17 protein-coding genes and 1 pseudogene are annotated in these 19,677 nt (G+C 38.8%); 12 read left to right on the forward strand and 6 right to left on the reverse strand.

Annotated elements, in window-relative coordinates; genetic code table 11:
* The 10 genes from ACDG22_RS02545 to ACDG22_RS02590 all read left to right on the forward strand — a co-directional run bounded on the left by ACDG22_RS02545 (window position 1) and on the right by ACDG22_RS02590 (window position 9,963).
* Complete coding sequence (locus ACDG22_RS02545; RefSeq protein ID WP_178241210.1) at window positions 1-762, forward strand: hypothetical protein; 762 nt, start codon at window positions 1-3, stop codon at window positions 760-762.
* A 38-nt stretch (window positions 763-800) separates the two neighbouring features.
* On the forward strand, window positions 801-2,228 hold the full coding sequence (locus tag ACDG22_RS02550) for a hypothetical protein (RefSeq protein ID WP_270668868.1): 1,428 nt from the start codon (window positions 801-803) through the stop codon (window positions 2,226-2,228).
* 297 nt (window positions 2,229-2,525) lie between these two features.
* Window positions 2,526-3,566 carry an RNA-directed DNA polymerase gene (locus ACDG22_RS02555; protein ID WP_117958777.1) on the forward strand — a complete coding sequence of 347 codons (1,041 nt, stop codon included), beginning with the start codon at window positions 2,526-2,528 and terminating at the stop codon, window positions 3,564-3,566.
* Entirely contained in the window at window positions 3,547-3,924 is a 378-nt protein-coding gene (locus ACDG22_RS02560) for a hypothetical protein (RefSeq protein WP_022402200.1), read from the forward strand. The genes ACDG22_RS02555 and ACDG22_RS02560 overlap by 20 nt, the downstream gene beginning before the upstream one ends.
* Window positions 3,921-4,238 carry a hypothetical protein gene (locus ACDG22_RS02565; protein ID WP_224262839.1) on the forward strand — a complete coding sequence of 106 codons (318 nt, stop codon included), beginning with the start codon at window positions 3,921-3,923 and terminating at the stop codon, window positions 4,236-4,238. Before ACDG22_RS02560 ends, ACDG22_RS02565 begins: the two co-directional genes overlap by 4 nt.
* 5 nt (window positions 4,239-4,243) lie before the next feature.
* On the forward strand, window positions 4,244-7,822 hold the full coding sequence (locus ACDG22_RS02570) for a hypothetical protein (protein ID WP_270672656.1): 3,579 nt from the start codon (window positions 4,244-4,246) through the stop codon (window positions 7,820-7,822).
* An 87-nt stretch (window positions 7,823-7,909) separates the two neighbouring features.
* On the forward strand, window positions 7,910-8,524 hold the full coding sequence (locus tag ACDG22_RS02575; protein ID WP_050440884.1) for a hypothetical protein: 615 nt from the start codon (window positions 7,910-7,912) through the stop codon (window positions 8,522-8,524).
* On the forward strand, window positions 8,521-8,787 hold the full coding sequence (locus tag ACDG22_RS02580; protein ID WP_022402196.1) for a hypothetical protein: 267 nt from the start codon (window positions 8,521-8,523) through the stop codon (window positions 8,785-8,787). The genes ACDG22_RS02575 and ACDG22_RS02580 overlap by 4 nt, the downstream gene beginning before the upstream one ends.
* The gene (locus ACDG22_RS02585) at window positions 8,784-9,383 is read left to right on the forward strand and encodes an N-acetylmuramoyl-L-alanine amidase (protein WP_061411634.1); all 600 of its coding nucleotides are present in this window, start codon (window positions 8,784-8,786) and stop codon (window positions 9,381-9,383) included. The genes ACDG22_RS02580 and ACDG22_RS02585 overlap by 4 nt, the downstream gene beginning before the upstream one ends.
* The gene (locus ACDG22_RS02590; protein WP_117875650.1) at window positions 9,376-9,963 is read left to right on the forward strand and encodes a DUF6549 family protein; all 588 of its coding nucleotides are present in this window, start codon (window positions 9,376-9,378) and stop codon (window positions 9,961-9,963) included. The genes ACDG22_RS02585 and ACDG22_RS02590 overlap by 8 nt, the downstream gene beginning before the upstream one ends.
* A 348-nt stretch (window positions 9,964-10,311) precedes the next feature.
* Here the strand turns inward: ACDG22_RS02590 and ACDG22_RS02595 are convergent, their stop codons facing one another.
* On the reverse strand, window positions 10,312-11,451 hold the full coding sequence (locus ACDG22_RS02595) for an OmpA family protein (RefSeq protein ID WP_270668866.1): 1,140 nt from the start codon (window positions 11,449-11,451) through the stop codon (window positions 10,312-10,314).
* Between the two features lie 113 nt (window positions 11,452-11,564).
* Between ACDG22_RS02595 and ACDG22_RS02600 the strand changes: the two genes are divergently transcribed.
* Together ACDG22_RS02600 and ACDG22_RS02605 are read left to right on the forward strand one after the other, a co-directional pair.
* Window positions 11,565-12,047 carry a hypothetical protein gene (locus ACDG22_RS02600; RefSeq protein WP_370858851.1) on the forward strand — a complete coding sequence of 161 codons (483 nt, stop codon included), beginning with the start codon at window positions 11,565-11,567 and terminating at the stop codon, window positions 12,045-12,047.
* A gap of 203 nt (window positions 12,048-12,250) precedes the next feature.
* A pseudogene (locus tag ACDG22_RS02605) lies at window positions 12,251-12,727 on the forward strand (hypothetical protein); the annotation flags it as partial.
* A gap of 273 nt (window positions 12,728-13,000) precedes the next feature.
* On the opposite strand, the gene secDF reads toward ACDG22_RS02605, so the two are convergent.
* The 5 genes from secDF to ACDG22_RS02630 all read right to left on the reverse strand — a co-directional run bounded on the left by secDF (window position 13,001) and on the right by ACDG22_RS02630 (window position 19,675).
* Window positions 13,001-15,985, reverse strand: coding sequence for a protein translocase subunit SecDF (gene secDF, locus ACDG22_RS02610; protein WP_270669032.1), 2,985 nt, complete (start codon window positions 15,983-15,985; stop codon window positions 13,001-13,003).
* Between the two features lie 328 nt (window positions 15,986-16,313).
* Window positions 16,314-17,396 (reverse strand): endonuclease/exonuclease/phosphatase family protein, encoded by a 1,083-nt coding sequence (locus ACDG22_RS02615; RefSeq protein WP_118485202.1) that lies wholly within the window; start codon window positions 17,394-17,396, stop codon window positions 16,314-16,316.
* A 78-nt stretch (window positions 17,397-17,474) separates the two neighbouring features.
* The gene (locus tag ACDG22_RS02620) at window positions 17,475-18,371 is read right to left on the reverse strand and encodes a rhomboid family intramembrane serine protease (RefSeq protein WP_270669033.1); all 897 of its coding nucleotides are present in this window, start codon (window positions 18,369-18,371) and stop codon (window positions 17,475-17,477) included.
* Window positions 18,343-19,020, reverse strand: a complete 678-nt coding sequence (locus tag ACDG22_RS02625) for a rhomboid family intramembrane serine protease (protein ID WP_022126435.1) — start codon at window positions 19,018-19,020, stop codon at window positions 18,343-18,345. The genes ACDG22_RS02620 and ACDG22_RS02625 overlap by 29 nt, the downstream gene beginning before the upstream one ends.
* 10 nt (window positions 19,021-19,030) lie before the next feature.
* Window positions 19,031-19,675 carry a WbqC family protein gene (locus tag ACDG22_RS02630; RefSeq protein WP_270230709.1) on the reverse strand — a complete coding sequence of 215 codons (645 nt, stop codon included), beginning with the start codon at window positions 19,673-19,675 and terminating at the stop codon, window positions 19,031-19,033.
* Window positions 19,676-19,677 lie beyond the last annotated feature (2 nt).

Below are 19,677 nucleotides of genomic sequence, written 5' to 3' on the forward strand. Positions count from 1 at the left end.
ATGGCAGAAGGAAACATAAGATTAGGAAAGGTTGCTTTCGTGGATAAGGGAACTTATTCAGCAGCTACCACATATAATACATTTGATTTCATTACTACGGATGATAGTTGCTATCTCTGTATCAAGGACGGGAACAAAGGACACGCTTTAACCGAAACTACCTGGTGGAAATGTATTGCTCGTGGAACAACCGCCACGGCAGCAGCTAAAAAGGCTGAGGACGCTGCTAAACTGGCTAATGAAAAAGCTACAGCAGCCGATAGCGCAGCAGGTAAGGCAGTAGAGGCTACCAACAATGCCAACGCAAAAGCTAATGAAGCTCACGAAAAGGCGGAAGAAGCCAATACTGCTAAAGATAATGCAAATGAAGCTACTGGCGATGCAAGGGTAGTTATCGCAAGGCTGGAGGAACTGGAAGAATCGCTAATCTCAAAATACAAGCTGATCCCTACTTCCATGAAGCTAAACTACCCGAAAAAAGTTACTTACAGGAATACCCAGCCTTTCAAAGTTGAGGTAGAATTACTTCCCGTAGATACTGGTAGGAATGTATTGTTTCTCGGTGATGATCGGGCGGTGTCTATCACTCCTGATGGCGTATTTATGATTAACGGTGTAGGAATGAGTAAAATTCACGTTATCCCAACGGAAAATACGGGTATTTATCAAACTATACAGATTGAAGTACAGGAGCCAGGAATAAGGTTTACTTCTGGTAAGGGTATGCGTTTATCCGGCTCTGGTGGTATCATATTAACTTAGTAAATTTTATTGTTTAACTTCTTAACACTATAAAAAATATGGCACTTACAACAGAAGAGGAAGCTAAAGTAAAAAAGATTATTACAGCTTACGACAATGGCAAAAGATTAAATGAATTACCAGTAGCAGACAGCAGTAACCCTTTCGACCTCACAACTGAGGTATTGGATAAAAGCGGAGAAAGCAAACAAGCTGGTCTGGCTGCTATGCTACCTTATGCAGAGGATCAATGTAGTTATGGCGTAGAATTAGATGTAACAGTATCTTCTTCGGTTCTTACCCGTACTGGCAATATGACACTGCATAAAACATTGCCAATTCAAAGCAAGATGAAAGGGTGTTTGCTATCAGATGAAGGCAAGGTTATTGAATACCTAAACCCTACCAACTGGAAAGCGCATAAAAGGGATGGTTCCAATGGTATGGTTATGGTGGAAATCCCTGCTCACTGGAGAAGATTTTATACCAATGGAAACAAAAGAGGTGTACGAATCAGTGAATACCCAATACCTGGTTATCATTTCGTAAAGAAATGCTATATATCGGCTTATGAGGCAACAATCCAACGTAGCACTGGTAAACTGGCTTCTGTAGTAAATACTTCGACTGATTACAGAGGTGGTAATAACCAAGCAGATTGGGATGCTTTGCCTAAATCCCAATTAGGCAAGCCAGCTACATCTACGAGTAGAACAAACTTTCGTGCTGCTGCTCGTAAAAGGGGAGCTGGTACGCAATGGAACTGCATGGACTATAACGCTTATATCACTTTGGCATGGCTCTATTACATAGAGTATGGAAACCTTAACTGCCAGTTGGCTTTCAATGCCCAGAAAGATAGCAACGGTTATGCTCAGGGTGGTTTGGGTAATGGTGTAACCACATGGGATGGTACAAAGTGGAACAACTTTAATGGTTATAATCCTATCATTCCTTGTGGTACGAGTGATGAATTGGGAAATGCTTCAGGTGAAGTAGCTTACACTTTAGAGAAAGCAGAAGGAGAAAGCAGCAAAGTATTTACCGTACCTCGCTATCGTGGTATTGAAAATCCCTTCGGGCACGTCTGGAAGTGGACGGATGGAGTAAATATAGAAGTGAAAACCAATTCAGACGGAGGAACTTCTAAAGTGTATGTTTGCGATGATCCTTCTAAATACAACGATAGTAACTACACAGGCTATACGCTTAGAGGATTGGCAGCACGTGCAGAAGGTTATGCAAAAGAAATGATTTTCGGTGAATTTGGCGATTTGATTGCTTCTGTAGTCGGAGGTGGATCTACTACCTATTGGTGTGATTACTTCTATACCAATATAGGATCTAACGCTCTTAGGGGTGTCCTTTTCGGCGGTGGTGCGAATAATGGCGATCGTGCGGGCTTCGGTTATGCGGATACGACTAACGCCCCCTCGAATACGAGTGCGCGTGTCGGCTCTCGGCTTTGTTTTATTCCTGAATCGTGAAACGAGCCTGGTTTAGACTGCAAAACCTAAATGGTTAATAAACAAATAAATATAGGTTGGTTGCTGGTGGGTGTCCTTTTCAGCGGTAATACGAATAATGGCGATCATGCAGGCTTCGGTTATGCGAATACGAATAACACCCCCTCGAATACGAATGCGAATGTCAGCTCTCAGCTATGATTTTTCAAAATAAACTCAACATACGAAGCAACGACCTTACCTATTGGTAGAAGATAACATAACTCATAAAGGTGCTGGTAGGGAAACCGAAGGCTCTGAGTACGAAAAACAAAGAATATGAAGAGATTAAGTAATTTATACGAGCAAATTATTTCACTTGACAACTTGCACCTGGCTGATGAAAAAGCCAGAAAAGGCAAGTTGCGTTCTTATGGTGTCAAACGACACGATAGGAATAGGGAAGCAAACATACTGGCTCTTCACGAATCTTTGAAAAACAAGACTTTTGTAAATTCTAAATATGAGGTATTTATAATCAGAGATCCCAAAGAACGGCTTATTTACCGTTTGCCTTATTATCCTGATAGGATCTTGCACCATGCCATTATGAATATTCTGGAGCCTATATGGGTGTCCTTATTTACAGAAGATACCTATTCTTGCATTAAGGATCGTGGTATTCATAAAGCAGCAGATAAAGTAAAGAAGGCTTTGAAAGAAGATCCAGAACACACTACTTACTGCTTGAAAATGGATATAGTGAAGTTCTATCCAAGTATAGACCATGATATTTTGAAAACAATATTACGGAAGAAAATCAAAGATAAAGATCTGCTTTGGTTGCTTGACGTGATTATAGACAGTGCCGATGGCGTACCCATAGGGAACTATCTAAGTCAGTATTTTGCTAATATTTATCTGGCTTACTTCGATCACTGGATAAAGGAGGTTAAGAAGGTAAGATATTACTTTAGGTATGCAGATGATATTGTGATTTTAGGCGATGATCCTAAACAGCTTCACAAACTCCGTATAGAGATTGAAGAATATCTGCATGACAATTTAAAGCTATCACTTCGTAAAGTGGATCCTAAAACTGGAAAAAAGAAATGGAAGTTTCAAGTATTCAAAATTGATAGCCATAGAGGTATTGATTTTGTCGGGTATGTCTTTTACCATACCCATACCCTTATTCGGAAGGGAATCAAAAAGAACCTATGTAGGAAGGCAGCCAAGCTGAATAAGAAAAAGCACATTTCCGATATGGAATACAAGCAAGTTATTTGCAGTTGGTTTGGCTGGGCTAAATACAGTAATTCTAAGCATCTATTAAAAACAATAATTAAAAAGCAAGTATATGATACACTACGATTTTAAGCCTTCTAAGTTAGAGGCTAACGGGAATGGTTCTTACACATACCGTTGGGATATTCAGGAAGTTCAAGTAGAAAACCATTTTGGAGAAGCTGGAGATAATGGGCAAACTACAAAATGGACTTGTAACGAAGTTGTTGTTTGGGGAATGGTTACAAATGATAAGCTGAAAAAGGCAGTTATTACCCATTTGTGGGATTCGGATAAAGAAGCCAAGATTATCAATGATTATAACGCTGCCCAGCTCGGTATTCTTACTGAAAAATCAGCTACCGATGATTACAAGGAATATTTGCAAAAGAGAAAAGCTATCAAAGAAATGATAGATAGCGATTGTAAGGAACTTAATATTATATTATGATGAAAAAGTTTAGTGAGTTAGGTGTAACCGTACAAGATGAACGTAAAATGTTCAACTGTAGTCAGGTTTCTATTTCGGACGTGCTGAACTGTGAGATCATTGTAGAAGATTTCATTCCAGATGTAAAGACTTCGCACGGTGAAGGAAGATACCTTGTGAAATTTAAACATAGCAATGGTGCGGATGGTAAGTTTTTCACAAACGCAGCTTCTTTAAAGAAAACTTTGGATCAGATCCCCAAAGACGCTTTCCCTTTCAGCACTACGATTAAAGGGATGAAATGCGGAAATGGTAAGATCTATCAATTCACTTAGTAAACATGAAAATACATTTCAACAACAAGGAGATTGATATTCTGGTAGATACAAGCAGCTACCGATATACGGCTTTACAGAATGTAGGCACTCTTTATCTGTACTTTGCCAGTGAAGAGTTCATAAACATTCCCGTAGGAGCTTATTGTATCTACAAGAATATCACTTACTACCTTATGGATCCTGACGACTTCAAGAAGAAAAGTAGTCGGAATTTTGAATACACTCTTGTAATGTATGACATAGGCGCAATATTGGGTAAATACAAATGCCGGGATATTGTTTCTAAGCGTTTAAAGTTCGATTACACTGCAAAACCTCACGAGCATCTACAGTTAATTGTAGATAATCTCAACATGAGAGATAGCGGTTGGAAGGTTGGCGAATGTATCGAAGCAGAAGAAAAGACTATTAACTACAACCATATCTTTTGTAGTGAGGCTTTGCCTACTATTGCCGATACGTTTAAGACGGAGTATGAAATAGATCCAGCTATCAAAACGATACACTTGCGTAAAGTTGAATATAACAAGGGTGAGCCTTTGCCTCTTGAATATGGGAAAGATAAAGGTTTTGTTCCAGGTTTAGGACGCTCCAACAAGGACGGAAATAGACCAGTTACCATATTGTACGTTCAAGGTGGGGAGCAGAATATAGACTTTAGCAAATATGGATCTAAGGAATTGCTTTTGCCCAAAAATCAAAGATTGGAGTATGAAGGGCGTGCTTACGTTTCGGATGCGGAAGGCTTGTATATAAAACGGGCTGATACAACCCTTACGGATGTTCAAGAGGATAGTTTGGATTGTTCTCATATTTCACCTAAAAGAGTAGGCAGTGTTTCTAATGTTGTTGTTTCTGATAAAGAAAAGAATTTCTATGATTTTATAGATAGTTCTATTCCTGATGATCTGAATTTTGAGGATTACGTGATAGAAGGCAATAACATGACTGTTATATTTCAGTCTGGTATGCTTGCTGGCAGTAATAAAGAGTTTGAAGTTAAATATGTTCATAAAGAACGTAAATTCTTGATAACACCACAAGAAATAGACGGTCAGATTATGCCCAATGACATATATAAGCCTAACCTGGTGGATAAATACGCTGTGTTCGGAATACAGTTGCCGGATGCGTACATTTGCAATAACTCAACGAAAGAAGGTGCAAGCTGGGATATGTTCAGGGAAGCAGCCAAATATCTTTATGAGAATGAAGATCCAAAATTCACATTCAAAGGAGAATTGGATAGCATTTATTCCAAAAAGCGTTGGCTCTCTATTGGTGGCAAAATAAAATTGGGCGGTTATATACTCTTTAAAGATCCGCAATTCATACCAGAAGGTATAAAGATAAGGATTACCAGTATTAAGGAGTATATACACAGACCTTACAGCCCGATTATTGAATTATCCAATACTACTACTGGCGTAACGGTTTCAAGCGAATTAAACAAGATAGAGAGTAACGAGGTTAAAACCGATAACCAATATAAAAACTCTATTCAATTTACAAAAAGACGTTTCAGGGATGCAAAAGAAACTATTTCAATGTTGAATGACGCTCTTTTGCATTTCTCAGGCTCTATCAGTCCGATTTCGGTACAAACAATGAGTTTGCTTGTTGGCGATGAAAGTTTGCAGTTTCGTTTCGTGAACAACAAAACCAATCCGACACAAGTAGAATATTTCGTTACCTATGACAGCAAAAAGAAAGTGCTTTCAGCTCCAGGTGGAATATTACAACACATGACTATCGGGATTGATACACTTTCTTCTGGGCATAAAGCCAGTGAGTATAAGTTTTGGGATATTGAAAAATACACTTCTCCAACTTTGACGGAAACCGTAGGGTATTATCTCTATGTGAAGGCTAATAAAAATGGCACTACTGGATCATACGTTTTAAGTAAAAACGCTATCAAGCTGGAAGGCGTAGAGGGGTATTATCATTTCCTTGTAGGTATTCTAAACAGTGAATTTGAAGGAGAACGTTCATTTATTGAACTATTCGGCTTTACTGAAATAGTTCCTGGAAGAATAACAACTGATAAAATTGTTTCGACTGATGGAAAAACTTATTTTGATCTATTGAATAGTATTATATCAGGAAAGATAAGATTCCAGTCGGGTTCATCGGGATTATACGAACTTAGCGAATGGGAAGATGTGAGCAATCTGATAACCCAAGCACAGAACACCGCCAACACCGCTGTTGAGAGCGCAAAAAACGCTAATACTGCCATTGGAAATCTGAATAACTATGTGAACGGTGCGTTTGCTGACGGCATAATTACGGAAGCGGAAGCGAAAGCAATTGAAAAGTACATCAACACAGTGAACAACACGAAAGCTGCCGTGGAAGCTGCGTATAACAAACTGTACACAAACGCCTATCTTACGGGAACGGCAAAAACCGGGCTTCTGAATGCCAAGGTTACGCTTATGGGCAGTATTGAAAACCTTATCAGCGCAATCAATTCCGCTATCGCCGATGGTAGAACCACTGTAACCGAAAAAAACAATGTTGATAACAAATATGCCACTTTCAACAGTGCGTATGCCGACTTTAACACTGCTGTAGAAGTTGCAAACAAGGCTATTCAAGACAAACTGAAAGGGTATTCGGATGAATATTCACAAAAGTTTGATGAGTTTATTGGTGGCAGTTTTAAGGACTTAAAGGACAATGCTGTACTAAAACAGACAATTATTGAAGGAGGTTATCTGAAAAATGACCTTATTGACACAAACAATTTAATTGTAAAGAAAGTTTTTTCAAAGGATGGAAAGTTTAAGATATTGGATGATGGCTCAATGGAAGGAACTTCGGGAACATTTTCTGGGTATTTGAAAACGAATTTCCATTTAGTAGAGGAAAGTGACGCTATATATACAAAAGACAGCAGTCAAGGACAATACGGCTATAAAATCAATAAAGAATTAAATCTAAAGGTCGATATGGAGGGAGAAAGTAACGGGGCTACTATAATATTGCCAAATGAAATCCAATACATAGGTTCAAGGGTAATATTACATAATGGCTGTTATCCACCATATACCCGAACAGTAGGAAGTATTAGGTACAGTTCAGTTTGTATTGATGATGGGGGGCAATTAAGGGGAACATCCTCAAATTCTTCTGAATCAGACTTATTGTCATGGACAGACCCTAATAAGATAACATGGATAAATGGTGTCATTGAACTAATAGGTATTATTGAAAAAGGGGCATACAGCCCGTCACTTTTAAGTTGGAAAGGTCAGTCAAATAAGGTTATCCCAAACCCATCAAATGGTTATATGTATTATAATACTGAAAAAAACAGAAATTATGTCTATTGGTTCGGTCAATGGAATGAAATCCCAACATACGAAAACAACCCGATAATATGGAAAGGGAAACTGGATCAAGCTCCAGAAAATCCTGAAAAAAATTGGGTGTACATTTCAAGGTATGATTCTGTTTTCATTTATAATGGAATAAGATGGGAAGATATAAGTTACTATGTTATAACGGCTGAGAAATGCGGATGGAGTGCTCTAAGCATGAGTGGGGTTTCAATAGAGTATATCCATTATTAATAATGAAGCATTTAATTTTTTACTTTTGGTGTATATGTACGCCAGAATGATTATATTTGCAGTTATTAATCAATAACTTAATAAAATATGGATTGGGCAGCATTATTTGCGTGTATAACAGCTTTGGGTACGGGCTGGTTTGCGTATAATCAGTTAAAGCATAATCGGCTTGCTGATATTAAGGCTAAAGAACTTGAAAGACAATTAGAAAGAAAAAGCACTCGCAGAAGTGAAAACTCTGCTCGTGTGTATGGTGAAATTCATAAAGTATTGAATGATCTTTCATGTGATCGTGTGTATATTATACAACCATATCCTTTAGGAGATAATCATTATCTCACAATCTTGTATGAAGTTACCGCTAAAGGGGTTGCCCGTATTAGTGACTTTTGGCAAGATATTAAGATGTCTGAACTTCCAAAGTTTACGGCTTCAATGGCTCGAAATGAACTTATGCTGATACGTGATATTGATAGTTTGGATGGAACACGTGCAAAGGCTATGTTTAGTTCCAATGGAACACAGTCTTTAATCGTTCAAAAATTACACGATACTACCCATGATTGGGTTGGTTCTTTGGTCTGTGATTTTACAGAATCCATCCCTGATGATTTTGATGAGGAAGCAATCAGAAAAAAACTTCATTTTGCAGCCATGCACATTCAGTATATCCTTCCAGAAGTAAAAGAACGCAAGTTATGAGAGTAACAGAATATCTGAAAGAACTTATCAAAAATGGATCGGGGCACAGTAGCAAGAGTTTTTTTCTTGTTGCCGTTACCTTAATGGGGTGCTTCCTTCTGCTTATTGTCGGTTTTATTTTGGTTTATGAAGTAATCGTAAACAAGTCTATCAAAACCGATCTTATGGGATTATCGGCTTTTGTCGGTGCTATCACTGCTTTGTTTGCTTCGGCTGGAGTAACCAAATGTTTAAGCGAAAAAAATGAAAATAAAAACGTATGAAAGTATTATTAGACAACGGACACGGAGAAAATACACCAGGTAAAAGATCTCCGAAGTGGTCGGACGGATCACAGTTATTTGAGTGGGAATATGCCAGAGAAATTGCCAAAGGCGTATATAACCAATTACGAGCAAAAGGTATAGATGCTGAATTGTTGGTAAAGGAAAATATAGACGTACCTTTGGCAGAAAGAGCCAGAAGAGCAAACGAGATAGCAGCCCGATACGGTAAGACAAAAACGCTTCTTGTTTCTATTCATTGTAACGCTTCTGGAACTGGCAAGGGTACAGGATGGGAAATACATACCAGTCCTGGAAAAACAAAAGCTGATGATTTGGCGCAAGTTTTCTGGGATATGGCTAATAGAATGTTTGGAGGAACTTGGAAAATTAGAGGTGATTGGTCGGATGGGGATGGAGATTGGGAAAATAATTTCTACATTCTCAAAAAGACTTCATGCCCGGCTGTTTTAACGGAAAACTTCTTTATGGATAATGAAACAGATTGCAAGTTTCTACTATCTCCAGAAGGAAAGGCTCAAATTATCCAGTTGCACGTTGATTCAATCCTTAAATATATAGAAGATTATGCGTAAATTTTTATTTATTGCGCTTGTTTTACTCGTAGGAACAAATATCTTTCTGTTTAAACGATTAGATAGCGTAAAGAAAGAACGTAATCGCTTGGATAGTAACCAAGCAGCATTACTTTCAGATGTGGAACACTACAAAACAGAAGCAGGGAAAAACGCTACTTCTGTTTTAAGGCTGGAACTGACGAAAAATGAGCTGGAGAAGAAAAACAAGGATCTTACCAAAACAGTAGATGATTTGAATATAAAACTCAAACGCATTCAGGCAGCTACAACAACAGCCACTAAAACGGAGATAGAAATAGAAACAAAAGTACGTGATAGCATAGTGTATCGCAACCAGCTTGATACTCTTTTAAATTTTCGATGGCGTGATTCTTGGATAGATTTAAGGGGAACTATTGATAAAGGGGTATTATTCGCTAAGATAGAAAGTGCCGATACATTACACCATATCATACACAAGATACCGAAAAAGTTTCTTTTCTTCCGATTTGGGGTGAAGGCTATAAAGATGGATGTTGTAAATTCAAATCCACACAACAAAATTACATATACTGAATATATAGAGCTAAAAAAATAGCTTTTGTAGAATACTTTTTTCATTTCAGAACGTGCATACTGAGAAGTACGCACGTTTTTTGTATCTTTGCAGTGCCGAATTTATATCGGTGTTGCATTAGTGAAAACCTCGCTTCTTTTTGTAGAAGTGGGGTTTTCCATTTTCTTTGTAGAAAGCCTAATTATTATACTATTTCTACAAATATTCTACAAAAATCACAATATCCGTTGTAATCCACTGATTATTAGAGTTAGAACAAGACTTTCCTAAACTTTTGATTCGGGTTCGATTCCCGACGAGGGTACAAAAAGAAAGGAGCCATGTCTAAATTCTGACATAGCTCCTTTTTCCGAAAAACAAACTAGAGTTTTATTCTGCTTCGTTCAGTGTTGCAATACTTACGCGGTTCCAGTCTGGTTCTGAGAACATTTCTCCTACTCCTTGACCTTCTGCCGTAATACGGCTTGCGCTTATTTTGTATTTATTAATCAAGATAGTCTTCACAGCCTCTGCACGTTGCTTAGCAATACGTGCATTAATCTCTGCACTACCTTCAGGAGAAGCATATCCTTTAATAACAACTGTACTAGAAGGATTATTCTTCATGTATGTAGCAATACGTTCTACATTTGGCAACTGATCAGCACTTACAGTAGCCTTTCCTTGTCCGAAAGTAATAACCGACTCTAAAGACTTAGAGTGAGTATTCTGAACAATAGTTTCAACCTCTTTCGGTGCATTCATACACTCATTCAGTTTTTCTTTCAACTGATCATTTTCATATTGCAAAGCTTCAAGTCCTTCTGTTTTTGCAGCCGATTCTGCACGCAATGTGTTAATTGCATCATTCAGCATATCAACTTCAGCCTGGTTGTATGGAGTCTGAATTGTTTGGTAATGCTTTCCATTACTACTTGCAAAATGATAGGTCACACCCGCCAAAAGTTCTATAGCTGATTTATTAACATTTAAAATCTGCGATCTGTTTCCTGACATCTGATATACAATAGCAGGACGTACATTTATAGTCCAAGCTTTCGCCTCTCCTAAATTGAAGTTAAAACTTGTTCCAAAACGGCTTACCATATATGATTTGTCATAGCCCAGACCTGAATTTACAAAATCATGTCCCCAGCCAATGCCGGCAATCGCCTCAACTTCAAACAATCTGGGCTTTCCCAAATAGCCACCAAATAAGTTATTTAAGTTGATTTTACCCAAGGCTCCCAAATTAAGTGCATCAAACGCTGTACGGCTTTCGCTCGTGTTGACAGTTGTCAGTCCTTCAAAAGAAACTCCCAACACCGGAGTAATTTGTTTCCCAAGCTCAATACCAGCTGTTCCACGCATATTTTTCCAGAATGCAGAATGTGTTGTTGGGGTAATGCCTCCACCTTTGATACCCATGTACCAATTATCAAAGAATTTATTACCTACGTATGCATCTTGTGCATTACCCACCATTGCAACAGCTACAAGCGCCATTGCGAAAAAAAATCTTTTTTTCATACTTTGAATAGTTTAGTTAGTTGTTTAGTCAGTCTGTTAATCTTACAGTACATAGATAAAACAAATCTATGCCTACTTTGTTCTTCAAACTCAATAATCAGCAATAAAAAATCATAGGCAATCGAGTAGGAGGAAAACGAAGTAGTTTTCTTCCTACTTTCGTTTTCCGACCTCTCACACCACCGTACGTGCCGTTCGGCATACGGCGGTTCTTTACTATGGATGCCTTTCGTATTCTTCGAAAGACACTTCCACGACATCTTCTTCAACCATCCATTTGTAGGTCTGCGCTCCTTTATACCCTTCGGATTCCGTCCTATCTCTTTAAAGGTAGCCCAATACTTCTGTTTTGGTTTTATGCATTCGTTCCAACAAACGGTAGTTTTCAGTTATGCCGTTTAAATAAAGTTTGGTCCTTCCCTATAGGCATACATGCCTTGGGTACTACGACCTCTGCTGACTTCTCACGGCAAGCTTTACTCCATCATGGTACTTCGAATCATTCATCCTCACCATATGTCCGTGAGACCTCCTCGGATAAGGGTATTAACTTTCAATCTTATGTCTGCTCCATTTACACTAACCGTCCCGAATAGCTATAGGGCTTTAGTTTGTTTCGCAACCTTACCCACGGTCATATGCCTTATATGAAGTTTCTGTTCGTCAGACCAGATGTTTGCCGCCAGCTTCTTTCAGATTCCAACTCGCGATGGACACCCTTGCTTTTGGCTGTATGATTCCCGCTATTAGGGCTCATTGGGGACTTGCACCCGTTAGCTAATACTCATGCCGAGCATACAATCGAGTAGGAGGAAAACGAAGTAGTTTTCTTCCTACTTTCGTTTTCCGACCTCTCACACCACCGTACGTGCCGTTCGGCATACGGCGGTTCTTTACTATGGATGCCTTTCGTATTCTTCGAAAGACACTTCCACGACATCTTCTTCAACCATCCATTTGTAGGTCTGCGCTCCTTTATACCCTTCGGATTCCGTCCTATCTCTTTAAAGGTAGCCCAATACTTCTGTTTTGGTTTTATGCATTCGTTCCAACAAACGGTAGTTTTCAGTTATGCCGTTTAAATAAAGTTTGGTCCTTCCCTATAGGCATACATGCCTTGGGTACTACGACCTCTGCTGACTTCTCACGGCAAGCTTTACTCCATCATGGTACTTCGAATCATTCATCCTCACCATATGTCCGTGAGACCTCCTCGGATAAGGGTATTAACTTTCAATCTTATGTCTGCTCCATTTACACTAACCGTCCCGAATAGCTATAGGGCTTTAGTTTGTTTCGCAACCTTACCCACGGTCATATGCCTTATATGAAGTTTCTGTTCGTCAGACCAGATGTTTGCCGCCAGCTTCTTTCAGATTCCAACTCGCGATGGACACCCTTGCTTTTGGCTGTATGATTCCCGCTATTAGGGCTCATTGGGGACTTGCACCCGTTAGCTAATACTCATGCCGAGCATACAAAAGAAAAGCCTCTACCATAAGTGCTATGGTAGAGGCTTTTACCTCAATCTATAATTTAAATAAATTTATTAAGCTTCTGCTTTTTCTGTATCTTTCATCTTATGTCCCATTGTCAGATATGCAACTGGAGCTGCCACGAACAATGATGACAAAGTACCGATAACAACACCCAGAATCATTGCAAAGGCAAAGCTACGAATACTATCACCACCTAAAATCAAAATACTCAACAATACGATTAAAGTACTTAATGAGGTATTAATAGTACGGCACAATGTAGTGTTCAGTGAGTCGTTAAACAATTTAGCACGGTCACGTTTCGGATACAAGTGGAAGAATTCACGTACACGGTCGAAAATTACCACCTTATCGTTGATTGAGTAACCGATTGCAGTCAAAATAGCACCGATGAATGTCTGGTCGATTTCCAATGAGAAAGGCAGTATACCATACCAAATAGAATACATACCAATAATCAACAGTGTATCAACAGCCAATGCAACAGTAGCACCTACACTATAGGCAATATTGCGGAAACGAACTAAAATATACAGACCAATTGCAATCAGAGCCAACACAACTGACCAAACAGCAGATGTTTTGATATCATCAGCGATACTTGGACCAACTTTCTGTGAACTGATGATTGAACCACCAGTACGGTTATCACGGTCGATAAATATTTCAAGTGTAGTTCCTTCACCAAGCAAATTACCCTCTTTCAATGCATCATACAAGAATTCCTCAATTTCAGCATCGATAGTTGGAGAATCTTCTTCTATACGGTAGTTTGTTGTAACACGGATAGTCTTACCATCTGTACCCAATGCAATAGCCTGAACATTAGCATCACCCACCTTTGGCTGCAACAAGCTACGTACAGTTTCCGGTTGTACAACCTGTTCGAACTGAACAACGAAGTTACGTCCACCGGTAAAGTCAATACTTTGTGACAAACCGCGAACAAAGAATGAAATGATACAAACAACAATTACAGCTCCCCAAATTATGAAAGAACGTTTGGTAACACCCATAAAGTTGTAATGCACATTCTGCATCAGGTTCTTCGAAATACCAGTAGTAAAGGTCAAGTTCAACCACTTATCTTTACCCATATAATGTTCGTAAACCAGACGAGTCAAGAATACAGCTGTAAAGAATGAGCAAAGAATACCGATAATCAATGTAGTGGCAAATCCACGGATAGGACCAGTACCAAAGTTAAACAAGATAATACCAGTAATAATAGAAGTCAAGTTTGAGTCGAAAATTGCTGAGAATGCATTAGCATAACCTTCCGACAAAGCTTGTTTAGTTCCCTTACCAGCCTTCAACTCTTCTTTTGTACGTTCATAAATCAATACGTTAGCATCCACCGCCATACCAAGTGAAAGCACCATACCGGCAATTCCAGACATTGTCAAGGCAGCCTGGAAAGAAGATAGAATACCTAATGTAAAGAAGAAGTTAACAAACAATGCACAGTTTGCAATCATACCCGGAATAAATCCATACATAGCACACATATAAATCATCAAGACAACCAGTGCAACTACGAATGAAATAATTCCTTGGTTAATAGATTCCTGTCCCAAAGATGGTCCTACGATATCTTCCTGTACAATACGTGCAGGTGCCGGCATTTTACCAGACTTCAGCACGTTAGCCAAGTCTTTTGTCTGTTCCGGAGTAAAGCTACCAGAGATTTCTGACTGTCCTCCAGGAATTTCACCATTAACACGTGGAGCACTATATACATAACCATCCAATGCAATAGCGATTGATCTGCCAACATTTTGTTTAGTCAAAGCAGCCCAGCGACGAGCACCTTCTGTATTCATAGACATGCTCACGCACGGTTTATTATACTGGTCGTAAGAATCTCTTGCATCAGTTACGACATCACCTTCCAAAGGAGCACGGCCATTACGCTCTGTAGATTTAATTGCATACAATTCGAAAATACGTCCGCTCTTATCAAAGTCAGCAGCAGCAACACCCCACATCAATTTCAGATCACGAGGTAACTGCTTCTGTATTTCAGGCATACTTAAGATACGATTAACTTCAGCTGTATCGTTACGGTCTGCATAAGCAACAATAGCTCCTACGCCACTCTGGTTCAACTGAAGAACAGAAAGCAACGGATGTTCCTTCTTCATTTGTTCAATATTTGCACCAGAAGCATTAGAAGCAGTTTCACCTTTCAATGCAGCAGCTAAACTGTCTTTAGCAGAAATTGCAGGCTGAGCAGTAGCAACAGTATCTGTTTGTACAGAATCAGTAGCTGTTCCTGCAAGCAAATCACGAGCACGACTATCAGCAGAAGCTAATACCGGAACGATTTCTTTTGCTTCAAAAGTTTCCCAGAATTCCAGATTAGCAGAACCCTGCAACAATTTTCTGACACGTTCTGGTTCTTTAATACCAGGCAATTCTACCATGATACGTCCCATCTTACCTTCCAATGTCTGGATATTAGGCTGAGCCACACCAAAGCGGTCGATACGAGTACGCAATACATTATAAGAATTGTCTACCGCAGCTTTCACTTCTTCGCGTAATACAGCTTCAACCTCAGCATCAGTACTGCGTGTAGTTACTTTATCCTTTAACTGTTGAGTAGCGAATAACTCTGCCAGCTTTCCTTCCGGAGCCAGTTTCTTGTATTCACGAATAAAAATTGTGATAAAATCATCCTGACTGGTAACCTGTTGTTTTGCAGCTTCAGCAACGGCTTTATTAAATGCCTCATCTGTTTTGTTATCAGCCAAAGCTTTTACAACATCCGGTACAGAAACTTCCAGAATAACGTTCATACCACCTTTCAGGTCAAGTCCCAGTCCGATTTCCATCTCACGACATTGTTTCAGCGTATAACTGCCCAACCAAACCTTTTCATTCTGTACTGAATCAAGGTAGTGAGTTTCCCCTTTCGGATCTTCTGCCGCCTTTTTCATATGATAGCGGGTTACAAAAGAGAACGAAAGATAGAACACACATACAAGGGTCAGCAATATCGCAAAAACCTTTACGAATCCTTTGTTTTGCATGTTACTTTAATTTATATATTTACTTTTTAATTAATATACGTTTATTCAAGGTTGCAAATATAGTTTTTTTTTCATTTATAAAGGGAAAGGTTTCTAAATATTTAAGTTTTAAGCTATAAATTTCCCTTTTTCAAAGAAGCATTTCATATCAGTATTATAATTTGACAGATCAAATCGTTAGAAAACAGCTGTACTGCATAACTAAAATAAAAACAGGCCAACTTCAGAAAAGAAGTTAGCCTGTTTTCGTTGCGAATTATTATAAAACAAAGATCAATCTATAAAAAGTATTTCGCCGAAATTTGGTCTGGCAAGCATCAATAAAAATTTATTTCGTTTTTTCAAGCAAGCACCAAACCGGATAATGATCAGAAGCGTTTATGGAACGATCAATTTTACACTCCAGTATACGAAAAGCATCGCTGGCAAAAATATGGTCTATGCGGAAATAAAAACGATTCTCATAATAAGTAAAACCAGGTCCTCTACCCGCCTTTCTATAAACATCATTCAAGCCCTGTCCGACTACTCGATGAGCATACGAGATAGGAGAATCATTAAAATCACCGCAAACAAGCATATAGCGAGTACGATTCACAGCAATAGCCTGTGCAACAGAGTCCGCCTGAGGGGCACGTACAGCCACAACCTTTGCTATTTTATGAAACAAATGCTTTCCCCCATTTTTTATATTCTTTTCCCTTGGAGATTTCAATATATCATTATATACAGTCTTATCATGTGCATCAAGCTTATTCGACTCCAAATGATTATTGATTAACACAAGAGTATCATTTCCAAATTTCAACCGATAAAGAATACTGGCATTGGATTCAGTCTTATAATCTATTGTTTCTGCCGAAAGAATTGGATAGCGTGAATAACAAGCAAGTCTGCCCGGCCCCTCTCCCTTTACACGTACATGGTAAGGATAACATGCCAAAGCACGATCTATTTCCTTTTGTTTTACCTTTGCACTAGGATTAAACTCTTGCAAGCAAATAATATCAGCATCACTGTCCCGCAAGTAATTGAGAACAGGATTACCTTCCTGTTTATCATACTCTTTCGTTAACGCAATATCCTGCGTGTTATAAGTAAGCAACTTAATTACCTCTCCTCCTTCCGGTTTCTCTTCTGATCCCAGCGGACAATAGTTCCAAATACTGCTCCAGCCGGCAACAAGAACCAGCAACGGAAAAAAAGCATACTGCCATTTGATACAAACCCACACAAATATAAATAGGAGATTAGCAAGAAACAGAAAAGGGAAAAACAGCCCAGCACACGCCCACAACGGATGACTGACCGGAGATATATACGGACTGTAAGCACTTATCAAAAAGCCAATGGCAACTAATATATTTAAGGTAAACAATACCCACCGAACCAAACATCCAATTTTCCTCATATCTACATTATTTTATATTATCAATATTGCATTCGGATATATTTTTCTTCCATTGGCAGAAGCCCAAACGAGCTTTATTTACTTTTTACTTGCATCAAACAAGCTCTTTTTTTCAGCATCAGTCAAACTACCGTAGCCAGACTTACGCAACTTATCTAATATTCTATCTATTTCCTCTGTACGTTCTTTTTTTCTGGTATTAAAATCATAGTCTTTCTGCTTGTCACTGTAATGCACTTTCATTTTAGGCTTTCTGGGAACAGGCTTCCAGCTTCCAGATAAAAAGTCGAGTATATTATTTATCCATTTTGTTGCATCATGGCCCTTCTGTAACCCTGCGGCAAACCACCAACCGGCTAAAGCCCCTCCCAGATGAGCAATATGTCCACCTGCATTTCCTGAAGTCATAAACAACAAATCCAGCAACAACATGAATATGGCTACCTGCTTTAGCTTTACAGTACCGACAAACATCAACTGAATAGGATAGTTTGGCTCACGTACACCAACTGCAATTACAATAGCAAGCACTGAAGCCGAAGCTCCTAACAAATAAGAAGAATATACCGCACCAGCAAAATAGGGAAACAAATTATATGCAAGCATATACATCAATCCTCCCACAATTCCGCCTAATACATATAAGCCACGCAAATGTTTTGCCGAAAAAAATTGCAAGAACAAACGCCCGAACCAGTACAGCCATAACATATTGAACAATATATGCAGTATGCCAGCATGCATAAACATATAGGTAAACAACGACCAAGGCTGTCGGATAAAACGCTCCCACCAAGCGGGAAATTCCAAATAGTTCGTCCAAAAGCCAGCAGGCTGATTAAACAAAGTCAGTACAATGTTTACCAGTGTGACAACCAGGAAAACTCCTATATTTATATATAGCAGCCGAGTTACAATATCCCCTCTCCTGAAATTTTCTTTTAGGTTAGTAATAAAACTGTTGTCCGCCGCCATTCTTCTTTCTCCAATATATAATCAAAATAAAACCAAAAAGCATTCCTCCCAAATGTGCGAAATGAGCTACTCCGTCACCTCCTGCAATACCAAGAACAAGCTCCAACACAGCATATCCGATTACAAAATATTTCGCTTTAATCGGCATCGGCAAAGGGAAGATAAACATCTGACTGTTAGGGAACAGCATACCGAAAGCTAACAAAATAGCATATACAGCACCTGAAGCTCCAACCGTATTCAGACGATTCAAAAACTCAGCCATAGGTATAACTCCCATACCTGTATCTACTCCATCGTAGTGCGACCAACTAACCAAATACTCTGTATACTGTACAGCCTCCTGTATTAGTCCGGCTCCTATTCCACATAAGATGTAGTAAAATAAAAAACGCTTAGGACCCCAAACTTGTTCAAGCACCCGGCCAAACATCCACACGGCAAACATGTTAAAAAATATATGCTGGAAGTTGGCATGCATAAACATATAGGTAATAAGCTGCGCAGGATTAAAATCAGAGGCCAGGAAAAAATGTAATCCCAACAAGTTTTCCACATCTATGCCGTAGCGTCGTGCCACTATTGTGCCAAAAAAGCACAATACATTAATAATCAATAGATTTTTAGTTACTGTAGGTAGGTTGTTCATAAGTTATCTATTATTCATGTTTTACAATACTATCACGTAGAACCAATAAACTTTCAGGTCCCATATTAAATAACAAATCTATAATACTGAGATTAGGCAAAAAATTGTTTTTCTGGTCAAATACCTGATAATAAGGTTTAGGCAGAAAATCCGAATCACACTGCACATATGCTTTTTTAGGATGTATCAATTCACGAAAATCATCCATATCCTCTACATTGGCAACATAATCCTTTGTCATTACAAAGGAAGGATGTAAATCGATCTGTTCACATATCCAGTTACACAATTCCATATTAAAATCGAACAAGAATTCATATCTATGTTCATAAAACCGATGAAACTCATCAGCATAGTAATCGAAAAAAGGACTTTGCTTATAAGCTGCAACAAAAGCGTTCCAATGCACATGCCGCCAGTTGCCATGATCAGAAATACGCACATCCTTCATCAGGCATTTTAAATCATCACTTTTTTCTGTCGGGATAGTCAACGACAAACTTCCATCTGCCGAAGCTATCGTGCAACGATTACGATAAGTTTGCTTCATATAGTGGTCAAACTGCTCTATATGTATAGTATCATACGCAAACAACTTCGTATAATATTCTACTGGCGCAAGATACGCCGAACTAAGTATAACTTCTTTCTTCATTC

It is taken from the genome of Phocaeicola coprocola (assembly GCF_041333015.1).
Classification (GTDB): domain Bacteria; phylum Bacteroidota; class Bacteroidia; order Bacteroidales; family Bacteroidaceae; genus Phocaeicola; species Phocaeicola coprocola.

Bases quoted from the DNA above. Each gene is read 5' to 3' on its own strand.
- ACDG22_RS02545 (WP_178241210.1), top strand. From the start codon at position 1: ATGGCAGAAGGAAACATAAGATTAGGAAAGGTTGCTTTCGTGGATAAG.
- ACDG22_RS02550 (WP_270668868.1), top strand. From the start codon at position 801: ATGGCACTTACAACAGAAGAGGAAGCTAAAGTAAAAAAGATTATTACA.
- ACDG22_RS02555 (WP_117958777.1), top strand. From the start codon at position 2,526: ATGAAGAGATTAAGTAATTTATACGAGCAAATTATTTCACTTGACAAC.
- ACDG22_RS02560 (WP_022402200.1), top strand. From the start codon at position 3,547: ATGATACACTACGATTTTAAGCCTTCTAAGTTAGAGGCTAACGGGAAT.
- ACDG22_RS02565 (WP_224262839.1), top strand. From the start codon at position 3,921: ATGATGAAAAAGTTTAGTGAGTTAGGTGTAACCGTACAAGATGAACGT.
- ACDG22_RS02570 (WP_270672656.1), top strand. From the start codon at position 4,244: ATGAAAATACATTTCAACAACAAGGAGATTGATATTCTGGTAGATACA.
- ACDG22_RS02575 (WP_050440884.1), top strand. From the start codon at position 7,910: ATGGATTGGGCAGCATTATTTGCGTGTATAACAGCTTTGGGTACGGGC.
- ACDG22_RS02580 (WP_022402196.1), top strand. From the start codon at position 8,521: ATGAGAGTAACAGAATATCTGAAAGAACTTATCAAAAATGGATCGGGG.
- ACDG22_RS02585 (WP_061411634.1), top strand. From the start codon at position 8,784: ATGAAAGTATTATTAGACAACGGACACGGAGAAAATACACCAGGTAAA.
- ACDG22_RS02590 (WP_117875650.1), top strand. From the start codon at position 9,376: ATGCGTAAATTTTTATTTATTGCGCTTGTTTTACTCGTAGGAACAAAT.
- ACDG22_RS02595 (WP_270668866.1), bottom strand. From the start codon at position 11,451: ATGAAAAAAAGATTTTTTTTCGCAATGGCGCTTGTAGCTGTTGCAATG.
- secDF (WP_270669032.1), bottom strand. From the start codon at position 15,985: ATGCAAAACAAAGGATTCGTAAAGGTTTTTGCGATATTGCTGACCCTT.
- ACDG22_RS02615 (WP_118485202.1), bottom strand. From the start codon at position 17,396: ATGAGGAAAATTGGATGTTTGGTTCGGTGGGTATTGTTTACCTTAAAT.
- ACDG22_RS02620 (WP_270669033.1), bottom strand. From the start codon at position 18,371: ATGGCGGCGGACAACAGTTTTATTACTAACCTAAAAGAAAATTTCAGG.
- ACDG22_RS02625 (WP_022126435.1), bottom strand. From the start codon at position 19,020: ATGAACAACCTACCTACAGTAACTAAAAATCTATTGATTATTAATGTA.
- ACDG22_RS02630 (WP_270230709.1), bottom strand. From the start codon at position 19,675: ATGAAGAAAGAAGTTATACTTAGTTCGGCGTATCTTGCGCCAGTAGAA.